Source organism: Mucilaginibacter terrae, assembly GCF_031951985.1.
Taxonomy (GTDB): Bacteria; Bacteroidota; Bacteroidia; order Sphingobacteriales; family Sphingobacteriaceae; genus Mucilaginibacter; species Mucilaginibacter terrae_A.
In genome coordinates this window covers 2968410-2982130 of record NZ_JAVLVU010000001.1, presented here as the reverse complement: position 1 = coordinate 2982130, position 13721 = coordinate 2968410, and the positions used below count along the sequence as shown (strand labels likewise).

15 protein-coding genes are annotated in these 13721 nt (G+C 41.5%); 7 read left to right on the top strand and 8 right to left on the bottom strand.

Features of this window, described 5'->3' with window-relative positions; all coding sequences use genetic code 11:
- Window positions 1-85: 85 nt before the first annotated feature.
- The 6 genes from efp to QE417_RS12665 are packed head-to-tail and all read right to left on the bottom strand — an operon-like array spanning window position 86 to window position 5982.
- On the bottom strand, window positions 86-649 hold the full coding sequence (gene efp / locus QE417_RS12690; protein ID WP_311950478.1) for an elongation factor P: 564 nt from the start codon (window positions 647-649) through the stop codon (window positions 86-88).
- Between the two features lie 56 nt (window positions 650-705).
- Window positions 706-1416: an ABC transporter ATP-binding protein gene (locus QE417_RS12685; RefSeq protein ID WP_311950476.1), complete on the bottom strand. Its 711-nt coding sequence runs from the start codon at window positions 1414-1416 to the stop codon at window positions 706-708.
- Between the two features lie 28 nt (window positions 1417-1444).
- Window positions 1445-2227, bottom strand: a complete 783-nt coding sequence (lpxA, locus tag QE417_RS12680) for an acyl-ACP--UDP-N-acetylglucosamine O-acyltransferase (protein ID WP_311950474.1) — start codon at window positions 2225-2227, stop codon at window positions 1445-1447.
- A gap of 3 nt (window positions 2228-2230) precedes the next feature.
- A complete protein-coding gene (locus QE417_RS12675; protein WP_311950472.1) occupies window positions 2231-3628 on the bottom strand; it encodes a bifunctional UDP-3-O-[3-hydroxymyristoyl] N-acetylglucosamine deacetylase/3-hydroxyacyl-ACP dehydratase in 1398 nt (465 codons plus the stop codon).
- Window positions 3629-3644: 16 nt separating this feature from the next.
- On the bottom strand, window positions 3645-4697 hold the full coding sequence (gene lpxD, locus QE417_RS12670) for a UDP-3-O-(3-hydroxymyristoyl)glucosamine N-acyltransferase (RefSeq protein ID WP_311950470.1): 1053 nt from the start codon (window positions 4695-4697) through the stop codon (window positions 3645-3647).
- Between the two features lie 58 nt (window positions 4698-4755).
- The gene (locus QE417_RS12665) at window positions 4756-5982 is read right to left on the bottom strand and encodes an HD domain-containing protein (RefSeq protein ID WP_311950469.1); all 1227 of its coding nucleotides are present in this window, start codon (window positions 5980-5982) and stop codon (window positions 4756-4758) included.
- A 146-nt stretch (window positions 5983-6128) separates the two neighbouring features.
- On the opposite strand from QE417_RS12665, the gene porX reads away from it, so the two are divergent.
- The 5 genes from porX (at window position 6129) to QE417_RS12640 (ending at window position 9929) form a co-directional block, all read left to right on the top strand.
- Window positions 6129-7679: a T9SS response regulator signal transducer PorX gene (gene porX, locus QE417_RS12660; protein ID WP_311950466.1), complete on the top strand. Its 1551-nt coding sequence runs from the start codon at window positions 6129-6131 to the stop codon at window positions 7677-7679.
- A 17-nt stretch (window positions 7680-7696) separates the two neighbouring features.
- On the top strand, window positions 7697-7861 hold the full coding sequence (locus tag QE417_RS12655) for a hypothetical protein (RefSeq protein ID WP_311950465.1): 165 nt from the start codon (window positions 7697-7699) through the stop codon (window positions 7859-7861).
- 68 nt (window positions 7862-7929) lie between these two features.
- Window positions 7930-8223: a PIN domain-containing protein gene (locus QE417_RS12650; protein ID WP_311950463.1), complete on the top strand. Its 294-nt coding sequence runs from the start codon at window positions 7930-7932 to the stop codon at window positions 8221-8223.
- On the top strand, window positions 8207-8635 hold the full coding sequence (gene tsaE, locus QE417_RS12645; RefSeq protein WP_311950460.1) for a tRNA (adenosine(37)-N6)-threonylcarbamoyltransferase complex ATPase subunit type 1 TsaE: 429 nt from the start codon (window positions 8207-8209) through the stop codon (window positions 8633-8635). The genes QE417_RS12650 and tsaE overlap by 17 nt, the downstream gene beginning before the upstream one ends.
- A gap of 67 nt (window positions 8636-8702) precedes the next feature.
- Complete coding sequence (locus QE417_RS12640) at window positions 8703-9929, top strand: alanine dehydrogenase (RefSeq protein ID WP_311950458.1); 1227 nt, start codon at window positions 8703-8705, stop codon at window positions 9927-9929.
- On the opposite strand, the gene QE417_RS12635 is transcribed toward QE417_RS12640, so the two are convergent.
- A complete protein-coding gene (locus tag QE417_RS12635) occupies window positions 9926-10486 on the bottom strand; it encodes a phosphoglycerate mutase family protein (protein WP_311950456.1) in 561 nt (186 codons plus the stop codon). The genes QE417_RS12640 and QE417_RS12635 overlap by 4 nt on opposite strands.
- An 82-nt stretch (window positions 10487-10568) precedes the next feature.
- On the opposite strand from QE417_RS12635, the gene QE417_RS12630 reads away from it, so the two are divergent.
- On the top strand, window positions 10569-11561 hold the full coding sequence (locus tag QE417_RS12630) for a YihY/virulence factor BrkB family protein (protein ID WP_311950454.1): 993 nt from the start codon (window positions 10569-10571) through the stop codon (window positions 11559-11561).
- A 123-nt stretch (window positions 11562-11684) separates the two neighbouring features.
- Entirely contained in the window at window positions 11685-12926 is a 1242-nt protein-coding gene (locus tag QE417_RS12625; protein ID WP_311950452.1) for a PDZ domain-containing protein, read from the top strand.
- A gap of 58 nt (window positions 12927-12984) precedes the next feature.
- Here QE417_RS12625 and QE417_RS12620 read toward each other — a convergent pair whose 3' ends face one another.
- On the bottom strand, window positions 12985-13257 hold the full coding sequence (locus tag QE417_RS12620; protein WP_311950449.1) for a hypothetical protein: 273 nt from the start codon (window positions 13255-13257) through the stop codon (window positions 12985-12987).
- Window positions 13258-13721: the final 464 nt, after the last annotated feature.

Genomic DNA, 13721 nt, shown 5'->3' with positions numbered 1-13721 from the left:
ACAAAGTAAGTAGTTGTGCTCGCCATTATCAAACAAAAAAGGCCTCCTAACGGAAGCCTTTTGTATATTTCTATATAGGTATTAATTATCCTTTTACACGCTCCATGTAAGCGCCGGTAGCGGTATCAACCTTAACTTTGTCACCTTCGTTAATAAATAGTGGTACACGTATCTCGGCGCCGGTTTCAACTGTGGCGGCTTTAAGCGCGTTGGTTGAGGTATCGCCTTTAACGGCTGGCTCGGAATAGGTAATTAACAACTCAACCGAAGCTGGTGCCTGTGCCATGATAGGTTCGTCGCTTTCAAAAGCAATAATTACGTTAACGCCTTCCTTCAGGAATTTAACAGCATTGCCAAATAAAAACTTAGGAATGTTGAATTGCTCGAAAGTGGCATTATCCATCACAACCAAGTCGTTGCCGTCTTCGTACAGGTACTGATAGTCACTGGTTTCAACACGGGCAATGGTTACCTCTTCGTCGGTACGGAAACGGTACTCAACCAGTTTACCCGATTTAACATTACGCATACGGGCCTGGTAAAAGGCACGCAGGTTACCCGGAGTGCGGTGAATAAATTCTTCCACCTGCACTAAATCTCCGTTGAAGCGAAGAATATTTCCGTTTTTTACTTCTGATGCTTTAGACATAATAAATTTTCGTGGTGCAAAATTAGCCGTTTAGGGGCAAACTATCAAGCAGTTAATTATTTGCCTTGCTGCTTATAATCGGTAATGTGTAATTGGTGGGTACAAAAGCCGTATTCCTGTTCCTGATTAGAGCCTACAATAATGAGCCGGTTGCCCGAAAATTGTTTAACTAACTGCTGGTACCAGTCAATACCCTGCAAATCGAGGTTGGAAGTTGGCTCATCAAGCATCAGCATAGCGGTATCGGAGCAAAAAGCCAGGGCCAGTTTTAGCCGCTGTTTCATGCCCGATGAAAAGTAGCGTACCAGTTTATGCTTGCTTTGCTGCATACCCAGCAGCTCAATTAAACCTGCGCGGTTCATACCCGCAATGTAAGGTTTGAACTTAAAGTGAAAATCGATAACCTCGGTAAGCGTAAAATCTTCAATAAGCTCAAGATAGGGGGCAGCCATGCTAATGTGTTTAAACACATCCTCTACATGCAGATCGGCACCATTAAAGGTAAATGTTACGGTGCCTGCAGAAGTTGATAAACTACCGTTGAGAATTTGCAGCAGGGTTGATTTGCCCGATCCATTGGGCCCTAAAACCGCATAGCTATTGCCTGAAGAAAAGGTATAGTCTACCCCCTTAAAAATCCAGTCGCGGTTAAAGCGGCGACCGGTTTTGGTAAGGGATATAGTGAGTAGTTCATGGTCCATGGCTAATAGTTCATAGTCTATCGATGATGGTTCATAGTTCATGGTTTTTACAAGCTGCTTTGCCATGAACCATCATCTATGAACCATGAACTAATTACGAATTCCCGAACCCCTTCATAATGCCGCGCTGCGAACTTTGGATGAAATTGAGTATCTCGTCGCGCTCGGCCGTAGGGCGAAAATCGGCTTCGATAATCTCCATGGCCTTGGTAACATTGCTATTGCGTACAAAAAGGGTACGATATATGTCTTGTATCTCGTTAATTTTTTCTTCGCTAAAACCACGGCGGCGCATACCTACCGAGTTAATACCAGCATATGAAAGCGGCTCGCGAGCTGCTTTTACATAAGGAGGTACGTCTTTACGTACCAACGAACCACCTGTTACAAAAGCGTGCGAGCCAATGTTACAAAACTGGTGTATGGCTACCATACCTGCCAGCACTACATAGTTACCAACCGTTACATGGCCGGCTATAGTAGTATTGTTAGAGAAAATGCAGTTATCGCCAATTACACAATCGTGCGCTACGTGGCAGTAAGCCATAATAAGGCAGTTACTGCCAACCTCGGTGCGCCAGTGGTCTTTAGTACCACGGTTAATAGTAACACACTCGCGTATGGTGGTATTATCGCCAATAACAACCTGGGTGTTTTCGCCTTTGAATTTAAGATCTTGCGGAATGGCCGATATAACAGCGCCCGGAAAAATACGGCAGTTTTTGCCAATACGGGCACCATCCATAATGCTCACGTTAGAGCCTATCCAGGTTCCTTCGCCAATTTCAACATCCTTGTGGATGGTAACGAATGGCTCGATCACCACATTGTCGGCAATTTTTGCCTGCGGATGTATATATGCTAATGGCTGGATCATGCTTTACTTATATTTAACAATTTGTGCCATTAGTTCGGCTTCTACAACAACTTTTTCGCCTACCATGCCTATGCCCTTCATTTGGGCTATACCACGGCGAATTGGCGCAACCAGGTCGCATCTAAAAATGAGCGTATCGCCCGGTAGCACCTTATCTTTAAAACGGGCGTTCTCTATTTTTAAAAACAAAGTTAACCAGTTTTCAGGATCGGGTACGGTATTCAGCACCAGTATGCCACCGGTTTGTGCCATGGCTTCAATTTGCAATACACCCGGCATTACCGGCGCACCCGGAAAATGTCCCTCAAAATAAGGTTCATTCATGGTAACGCCCTTTAAACCTACTACGTGGGTTTTGGTAAGCTCTAATATTTTGTCGACCAGTAGCATAGGTGGCCTGTGCGGCAAAATATTCATGATCTGCACGGTATCGTATACCGGCTTCATGTTAGGGTTGTAAACCTTAATATGCTTACGGCTGCGCTCTTTTTTAATGAGGGCTTTTATCTTTTTAGCAAAAGCTACGTTAGCCGCGTGACCAGGGCGGGCAGCCATAATATGGCCACGCAACGGCACACCTACTAAAGCCAGATCGCCAATCATGTCTAACAGCTTATGACGGGCAGGCTCGTTTTGGTGACGCAACTCAATATTATTCAGGATGCCTTGCGGGGCAACGTCTATATCTTTACGGTTGAAAAGGGTAGCTAAGTGGGCTAATTCTGCTTCGTCAACATGTTTATCAACCACCACAATGGCATTGTTAATATCGCCGCCTTTAATAAGGTTATGTTTCAGCAACATTTCCAGCTCATGTAAAAAGCAGAAGGTGCGGCTGCTGGCCACTTCTTTCTTAAATTCAGATATTGACGAGATGGTTGCATGCTGTGTACCTAATACCGGCGAGTTGTAATCAACCATGCAGGTAAAGCGGTAGTCATCATCCAATGGCATGGCTACCATTTCAACCTTGCGGTCGGTTTCAGAGTAATGAATGTTATACGGAATATGGTAATATTCACGATCGGCATCCTGCTCAGTATAACCGGCCTCGGCTATCGCGCTCACAAATGGCATCGAACTGCCATCCATGATCGGAGTTTCAGGGCCATCCAAATCAATAAGAACGTTATCCAGTTCTAAACCTACCAAAGCTGCCAATACGTGTTCAACGGTGCTTACGCTGGCTCCATTTTGCGTGATGGTGGTGCCTCGTGATGTATCGGTTACGTTGTCAACATCGGCATCAATAATGGGGCTTCCGGGTAAATCAACCCTGCGAAATTTAAAGCCGTGGTTTTCTGGTGCCGGGTTAAAGGTTAAAGTTACACTTTCGCCGGTATGCAGCCCCGTGCCCGATACGGCAACAGCAGCTTTAATTGTTCTTTGCTTTACGTTCATATACTTGTTCAGCTGCTCAGGATGTTACTTCCTGTTTATTGCGCAGCTCAGCAATAGTTTTTTCTAATTCTTCTATACGTTTTTTTAACTCGGGCAATTGTTGCACTAAAAGTTGCGAACGTAAAAAACCCTGGTATGGCTGCACAAGCATCCCTCCCCATTTTTTACCCTCTTCTTCTATACTCCTGTTAATACCGGTTTGAGCCTGTATTTGCGAGCCTTTAGCTATACTGATATGACCAACAACACCTGCCTGCCCGCCCATGATAACGTTTTCGCCAATTTTGGTGCTGCCCGATATGCCGCTTTGCGCAGCAATAACCGTGTTGTTACCCACTTCAACATTGTGCGCTATTTGTATGAGGTTATCCAACTTTACACCTTTGCGTATAACGGTTGACCCCATGGTAGCACAATCAATAGCGGTGTTGGCACCTATTTCTACGTCGTCTTCAATAACAACATTGCCAATTTGGCTCACCTTATTATAAGTGCCATTGGCCGTAGGTGCAAAACCAAAGCCATCGCTGCCAATAACTGCGCCCGAGTGTATAATTACATTGTTGCCTATTACACAATCGGCATATATTTTAACTCCCGAAAACAGGGTTACATTATCGCCCAAAGTTACATTATCGCCAACATATGTATTAGGATATATTTTACAATTATCACCCATTTTTACATCAACTGCAATATATGCAAAAGCGCCTATGTAAGCGTTGTTGCCAACTTGTGCGGTTGAGTGTATAAAACTGGGCTGTTCAATCCCTTTTTTGTTGAGCTTTAAGGTATTATATTTTTCGAGTAAAACCGAAAATGAGCCGTAGGCATTGTCAACTCTTATCAAAGTAGCATTAACCGGTTCGGTTAATACCAGGCTATTATTTACAATTACAATAGAGGCCTGGGTATGATAAAGATATTGCTCATACTTAGGGTTTGCCAAAAATGACAAAGCACCTGCCGAAGCTTCTTCAATCTTAGCCAGCTTACTGATGGTTACGCCAGGGTTCCCTTCAATAGTTCCGTTCAGCATCAAGCTTATTTCCTGTGCGGTAAATTGCATCGGGGCAAAGTTAAATGTTAAAAATTAAGCATCAAATTATAAACACAGTGTTAACTGTTTAAATAAGGTCTTTGGTATAGCAAAATATATATTTTTCTACTGTTTTAGCCAAAGCTTCTAAATTTGCGTTATCACTGGCAGTAGTAATATCTTTTATTCCCCCGCCTTTCATCAATATTTTTATGTTAGTATCTTCTACCTTATAAGCGTTATTACTTATCACATCAGTAAATACGAAATAACAGGCATCATCGTAACACATACCATATTTTTCCATCGCCTTTTGACGCAGGCGTTCTATCTGTGTTACATCAGGTGGCATGTTAGTTATATCAACATGGTAAAGTTTGCGTTGTATAAAACTTTCGCAAAGTATGGCCAATACCTTATCATTATAACGTGTCCATACTTTTACGGCAGCCATCACGTCGGCATCATCCAAACAGGTAAATGTTTCAATATGATGGTCTTCGTTTATAAATTGCTCTTTTGTGATCGTATTTTGCAGGAAATGGTTTAATGCCGGGGTTGAAAAAAGCTGATGCCCCTGCATAGTTAACTCGCGTGCACGCTGCAAAATTTTACCCAGCATTTGCTCGCCAGAGGTTACAGTTTTGTGCAAATACACTTGCCAGTACATTAAACGGCGTGCCACTAAAAACTTTTCTATCGAGTAAATTCCTTTTTCTTCTACCACAATGGCATCATCAACCACGTTTAGCATTTTAATAATACGCTCCGAACTGATGATCCCTTCAGATACGCCGGTGTAAAAGCTGTCGCGATTGAGATAATCCAACCTATCCATATCTAACTGGCTCGAAACCAGTTGATGCAGAAAGCGTTTCGGATACTCATTATTAAATATATCAATTGCCATGCCCAGCTTGCCGTTAAAGCGCTTGTTAAGCTTGCTCATGAGCAGGGTTGAAATGGTTTCGTGATGAATGCCTTTAACAATGTGCTTTTCGAGAGCATGCGAGAATGGGCCGTGGCCAATATCGTGCAATAAAATGGCTATAATTACGGCTTCCTGCTCCTGATGATTGATGTCGTGCCCCTTATCGCAAAGGGTTTTAATAGCCAATTGCATAAGGTGCATGGCCCCCAGCGCGTGGTGAAAACGGGTATGTAGTGCGCCCGGATACACCAGGTGGGTCATGCCCAATTGCTTAATATAGCGTAATCGCTGAAAGTACGGGTGCTCCATTAAATCGAACACCAGATCACTTTGTATATTAATGAACCCGTAAACCGGGTCGTTAATTATTTTTTTCTTATTCAAGCCAATGCTGTATAGTTTTGCAAAAGTGTTAAATTACCACCATCTATGAACAAATAATTTGTTATTTTTTGTTAAGATTTTATTGTTTGAACAACAAAAGCACTCCTTAAAAGTTATATTCTGAACATTTACTACTTAAAATTACCATGCAGGAAACTACCATACTTTGGGCCGACGACGAAATTGATTTGCTGAAACCCCATATATTATTTTTAAACGAGAAAGGTTACAAAGTAAAAACCTGTACTAACGGAGCCGATGCCCTTGAAGAGTTTAGAAACGACTATTACGACCTTGTTTTTTTGGATGAAAACATGCCGGGCCTAACCGGTTTGGAAACTTTAACCCGAATTAAGGCTATAAATGCCGATGTGCCTATTGTGCTCATTACCAAGAACGAGGAAGAGCCTATGATGGAGGATGCCATTGGATCGAAAATAGATGACTACCTGATTAAGCCGGTAAACCCTAAGCAAATACTGCTTACCATTAAAAAGCTTACCGAAAATAAGCGCCTGGTAACCGAAAAAACCACCATGGCCTACCAAATGGATTTCCGTACGCTGGGTATGACGCTTAACGACAACCTGAATTACCAGGAATGGGTTGATGTGTACAAAAAGCTGATATACTGGGAACTGGAACTGGAGCAGCTAAGCGATGCCGGGATGCATGAGATACTTACCATGCAAAAAGCCGAAGCCAACGTACAGTTTTGCAAGTTTATTGAGAAAAACTACCTCGGTTGGATAAAAGACCAGGACAATGCGCCAACCTTATCTCACCAGTTGTTTAAAAAGAAGGTTTTTCCAAAACTCGACAGCACGCCTGTGTTTTTTATACTGATTGATAATTTACGCTTTGATCAATTCAAAATTATTAACCCTATCATATCCGAGTATTTCAGGCTGGAGGAAGAAGATACCTATTATAGTATACTGCCTACTGCTACCCAATATGCCCGTAACGCCATATTTGCAGGTTTAATGCCACTTGATATGGAAAAACGTTTCCCGGGTATGTGGCAAAACGATGAAGATGAGGGCGGCAAGAACCTGCACGAAGACGCATTTATTGGCGACCAGATTAAGCGCGTGTTACGTAAGGATTGCAAGTACTCGTACCATAAAATTTTGAATATAGATGAAGGGCGCGCGCTTAATGATTCGGTTAACAACCTGATGAATAACGAGCTGAACGTGGTGGTGTACAACTTTGTTGATATGCTGTCGCACGCCCGCACCGACATGCAAATGATACGCGAACTGGCCAGCGATGATGCCGCTTATCGCTCATTAACGCTCTCATGGTTCGAGCATTCGCCATTGTTGGATTTGTTGAAGTTTCTATCAACTAAACAAGTAAAAGTAATTATCACGACCGACCATGGTACTATAAAGGTTAAAAACCCGAGTAAGATCATCGGCGATAAAAACACCAATACCAACCTGCGTTACAAGCAAGGCAAAAACCTTAATTTTAACGCCAAGGAAGTATTTCACATACGTAACCCGCACGATGCCATGCTGCCTAAATTGCACGTGAGCAGCAGCTTTGCCTTTGCCAAGGGAGACAGCTACTTTGTTTACCCTAACAATTACAACCATTTTGTTAATTTTTATAACGAAACGTTTCAGCATGGAGGCATCTCGTTAGAAGAAATGATTATACCGGTGGTAACTTATGGCGTGAAGTAAATTTTGTATATTTGGGTATGGTAGTAGTTGTAAAAAGCGAAAAAGATATCGGCAAGGCAAAAAAAGCAATTGCCGAATACCAACCTGAAAAAAAGTTTGATGCGTATAAATTTTGTGGTGCTTTGAAAGTAACAGAAAATCCTCAAAAAATTCAGCAGCAGCTACGAAATGAATGGGAATAAGTTGTTTGTAGATACTAATATTTGTATCTACCTATTAAATGATGACCATGTTGTTGCTGATCTGCTGAATGGCAATCAAATTTACATTTCCTTTATTACCGAGATTGAACTGTGCTTACCACAGCAACAATGCTTCGGCCAAACCAATTTTGGATGATTTTATTTCCTCTATAAATGTGGTAAATATGAACAATGTGTTTAAGCATCAAACAATCGCTATACGGAGGAATTATAAACTTAAATTGCCTGATAGTATTATTGCAGCATCTGCGCTTACAGAAAACATGTCCTTTATTACATCTGATAAAGGATTCCGTAGAATAACTGAACTGGATTTTATTTTGTATGCCCCCAGTATCTAACATAATCATTTCTTCAATTACCGAACTGTCTGCCGCTGCCCAATCTTTGATAAACTTTGCCGGCAGCCAAAAAATACTCCTGTTTTATGGCAACATGGGGGCTGGCAAAACCACTTTTATTAAAGAGTTGTGTGCGCAATTGGGTGTAGAGGAACCTGTTACCAGCCCAACATTCTCCATTGTAAACGAATACATTGGCAGCAGTAATAACGTTTATCATTTCGATTTCTATCGCCTCAAAAACCAGGAAGAGGCATTGGACATGGGCTACGAGGAGTATTTTTATTCGGACAATTACTGCCTTATTGAGTGGCCCGAAAAAATACCCGACCTGCTACCGCTCCATTACATTAAGGTAAGCATTGAGGCCCGCGAAGACAAGAGCCGCCATTTCAGCTTCGAAAGTATTTAACTTAAATTTTACATTATTTGCGTATCTTCAACATCGCCAATAAAAGGCTCTGCAAATAAATTGATCTATGAGTTCAGGGTTATATAGCGGATTTTCAGACGTGGCCAAACAAGCCATGATGCAGCCGCAGGAATCGATGCTGGAAGTACGCAGCCGGAAAAATAAATTATACATAGGCATCCCAAAGGAAACCTCCTTTCAGGAAAACCGCATTGCTTTAACTCCCCTTTCAGTAGCCTTACTGGTAAACAATGGGCACGATGTGCTGTTGGAAAGCAATGCAGGTAAAGCCGCCAATTTTTTAGATAACCACTACAGCGAGCAGGGGGCCCAGATTGTATACGATCATAAAAAGATATACGAAGCTGATATCATTATCAAAGTAGCGCCACCCACCATGGCCGAAATTGAGCTGATGAAACCCGGTCAGATATTAATATCAACCCTGCAAATATCAACCTTAAAGGCCGAATGCCTGCAGGCCATGCTGGCTAAAAAAATAACTGCACTTTCATTTGAGCACCTGCGCGACGAAGGCAATGTACTTGCTGTGGTACGCGCCATGAGCGAAATTGTTGGCGCAACCTCCATCTCAATAGCAGCCGAGTACTTAAGCAATGTTTTTGGGGGTAAAGGATTAATGCTTGGCGGCATTACAGGCGTTCCGCCTACCGAAATTGTAATTTTAGGCGCAGGCACCGTAGGCGAATATGCCGCCCGTACAGCCATATCATTAGGTGCGGAGGTAAAGGTGTTCGATCCATCGATTTACAAATTGCGCAGGTTGCAAAATAACATTGGCAGCCGGGTATTTACTTCGGTAATACAGCCCATTGTATTAGAAAAGGCCGTTACCACTTGCGATGTGGTGATTGGAGCCCTGCGTACCGAAGACGGCCGTAGTCCCTGCATTATTACCGAAAGCACCGTAAGCCGCATGAAACCCAACTCGGTTATCATCGACGTAAGCATTGATCAGGGTGGCTGTTTTGAAACTTCGGAAGTTACCAACCACACCCATCCGGTTTTCCGGAAATATGATGTGATACATTATTGTGTGCCTAACATCGCATCACGCGTGGCTCGTACCGCTACCTATGCCCTAACTAATATATTCACCCCAATCCTGCTGGATATTGGCGAAAATGGTGGTATTAACAACGTAATATGGCAAAAAACCGGTGTGCGCAATGCCGTGTATATTTATCAGGGCCAGTTAACCAACAAGTATCTGGGCGAGCGCTATAACATTCCATGCAAGGATCTGGATTTGCTTATCGTATCTAACCGTTAAAAAGTTCCTTTAAAAGCGGGCGGGACTTCGGTAGTATGATGCGGCTTTCCGTAATGCGCAATGGTTAATTTGGCATTGCCATTATCATCAACCACCACTTTAAAAAGCATATCGTAATCATCATCGGTTAGCTCATTAAACGGCAATTCGGCTTTTAGGGCTTTAATAACCGGGATGAGTGTATTGGAGTGGCCTACAATAAGCACTTGCTTTCCTTTATTGTATTGCAAGGTTTTGCTGGCAATACCTGCTAAATCTTTCGCATCATAAATTACCGGAGAGACTTTAACTTCGGCTGCAAGTGGCGCTGCTGTGGCAAGGGTGCGCTTATAATTGGTGCTGTAAATAGCATTGATGGGGTACCGTTTTAAAACGTTTGCTAAATCAATTGCCCGCAGCTTCCCGGTTTCTGATAATTCCGGATCAGAGCTCATCATGGCTTCGCTGGTTTGCTTTTCGGCATGCCTAACCAGCCAGATGGTAGTTTGCTGTGCAAAGGCAGAGGTGGTAAATAGCAGGGCAAAAGTTAGTAATGCAAGCAATAGTTTACGGTTCATATTTAAAGGCTTATATAGCTAATATAGTATTTAAACAAACAATTACTTTAAGAATGCATTATTTACAGTACATCATAAAACTATGAAAGTATTTAGCAAAGATTATTTAAAGAGTTTATGGAAAGTGCTGATGGCTACCTTTTCATCCTTTTCTAATGATAATGGCTTAAAACTGAGTGCATCTTTAGCGTACTATACCATATTTTCTATAGCCCCATTATTGGTTCTTATTTTGGCGCTGGCCGGTTTGTTTTGGCCCGACACTTCGCAGGCCAGTACCAAGCTGTATGCCGAAATGAGCCGGTACGTTGGTGCCGATGCTGCAAAGCAAATTCAGGATATTATTAAAAATCTGCAGTTTTCGGGTAAAACAGGTGTTGCATTGGCTTCGGGTATCATCACGTTATTATTGGGTGCCAGCAGTATTTTCCTCGAGATACAAGACTCTATTAATATGATATGGCGGGTTAAGGCCAAGCCTAAAAAAGGATGGCTCAAAATGCTGCAAAACCGCTTTTTGTCCTTCTCGCTAATTATTAGTCTTGGGTTTTTATTATTGGCATCATTAATAGTAAACGTAATTGTTAGCGCAGTTGGCTCGCAACTAACACGCTTTATGCCGGCTATTACCGAGCGTATTATCGAGTTGGTTAACCTGGGCATATCATTCATCGTAATATCAACCTTATTTGGCATCATATTTAAGTTTTTACCCGATGTTAAAATTAAGTTTAAGGATGTACGCTCGGGAGCATTTTTTACCGCAATACTATTTATGTTAGGCCAGTTCATTATTAGCCTTTACATTAAGTACTCGGCACAGGGATCTGCTTATGGTGCCGCAGGATCGGTTATTGTTATTTTGGTGTGGATATATTATACCGCTGCCATATTATACATTGGGGCAGAGTTTACCCGGGTTTACGCCGAGGTTAACTGCAGCCATATTGAACCCGCCGAATATGCGGTACATGTTGAACAAACCGAGGTTGAACGCCATGTAAAAGAACTCCCGCCTCAAAACCCCGAATTAAAAGCCGAACTTCAAGCTGAAAATGATAAAAAAGGAGGTTAAAGCTGCTTTTTGCGTTAAGCATTTCAATAATAAAAAACGTATTATTCTTGTTACATTAATTTGAAATATACGTAACTTTAAATTGGTTTTTATACATACATCCTGATAACCAATTGTAAAGCCGTGTACCCTTTAAAAAATATTAAGTGGTACCTGTTGTTATGCCTTGTCGTGCTGTGTTCTCCTTTTTTTACCAAAGCACAGAGTTTTTATATAAGCAGCCATAAAAAACAGGTAAAGTTCCGTTTCCAACTGGTGCGGGATATGATGGTTGTGCCGGTTTACATCAACACCAAAGGCCCTTATAATTTCATTATCGATTCGGGCGTGGGGCTGATGATCATTACCGATCCTAACCTGATAGATTCCATAAGCATATTTAACAAACGCACTATTAAGCTATATGGGGCAGTAGGTACAACCGAAAGCTTTGAGGCATACGCTACATCCGAACTTGATGTAAGGCTCCCGGGCGACATCAGAAGCAGGCTTGTATCGGCAGCAATATTTAAACAAGATCATTTTGGCTTATCTAACTATGCAGGAATGCGTATACATGGTATATTGGGATATGAATTTTTTTCACAGCTGGCCGTTAAAATAAACTTTTCAGATAGTACTATCATAGCTGCCAGTTCGGGTACCTTTAAGCCATTCAGAGGTAAAAAAGGAATGGTTATTCCGTTAAGTATAGAAGAGCGGAAACCATATATTAAAACCAATATTATACTTCCCGACGGTTGCCCTGCCGAAAGCAAATTTATAGTTGATTTAGGTGCCGGCCACCCGCTGTCGCTCGAAAACCTCGAACAGTACAAAAATTATTTCCACAAAAGCATTGTAGCCAACCTGGGCATTGGTTTAACCGGGCCTGTTAACGGTTACATAAGCCGTATTGATGAATTTAGTTTAGGCAAATACAAATTCAATAATGTAATAGCTTCATTTCCTGATAATAACAACCCGGTAAATTACCTTGTGCCGCGCGATGGCAATTTGGGGCTGGGCATACTTAAAAAGTTTTTTATTGTGATGGATTATGAAAAAGGGCAAATGTTTTTAAAACCCAACTATAAATTTAAGGAGCCATTTGAACATGACATGAGCGGGATGGAGTATTTTGCTACCGGTGAGGATTTCAGAAGGGTAATTATAAGCCGGGTAGAACCTGGATCGGCGGCTGATGAAGCCGGTATTATGGCCAACGACGAAATACTGGCTATTAATTTTAAACCGGTAGACAAAATGAAAATAGTGGATATCGATAACCTTTTTAAATCAAAAAACGAGCGTAGCATTTTGGTAGAGATAAACCGCAGTAAAAAGTTGGAAACGGTGGTGCTTACGCTAAAAAGAAGAATTTAATGAACGGGCTGTGCGTGTTTGCCTTTGTACCAAACAAACACGCAATTTAACCGTGAGCCTACTTCAGTTGGCTGATGTTTTCGTAAAAGGCAGTTTGCAAATCGAGCAGCGATCTTACTTTCAACCTTTCTCCATACGTATCAAAGCATATAAACCTTGATTTTTGAGGCTCCTTTTCAGATGTTTTCTCCAAAAAGTTAAACGTTTCAAAAAAGTAATGACGGGTTGTGGTCTTACTTCTTTGGTTGGTGTTTGATGAGTTTAGCCTGAAACCCATCCTTTTCATCCAGTTGTGCACTTTAGAGTGCAGGTTAGCGCGCATTGAGCTCATAGGGAATTTTTTTTACTGAGGTTAATTTAATAAGGCACATTCTGTTTAAATGTGTCTTTAATTTTTAATTAACCAACCCTCGCGGCCGGTTGTAATTATATCCTTATAAATAGCCCGCAAATCCCACACAATTCATGCCAGTTTAAAGTGTATACTGTTGATAGTCAATTTGTATCGATTTGATGTTGTTGAAATTCATTACAATATAAATTTGTATACAATCATTGCATTATAGTATACAATTATTTTAATTTCAAAAAGTAAGCCGTTGTAAATCAGGCTTGCTTTTGGTCTTGTGCCATCTTTACATAACCTTTAAGACTTGGGCATTTGTGGTTAATTATAGATTAATCAAGATTTGATAATCCTTCAAAAAACAAGTCAAAGCCATATTATTAATGCACCATACTGTAACGTTTATAGCACAATCATGTAACAATACTATGATTATTAAATATTTAACA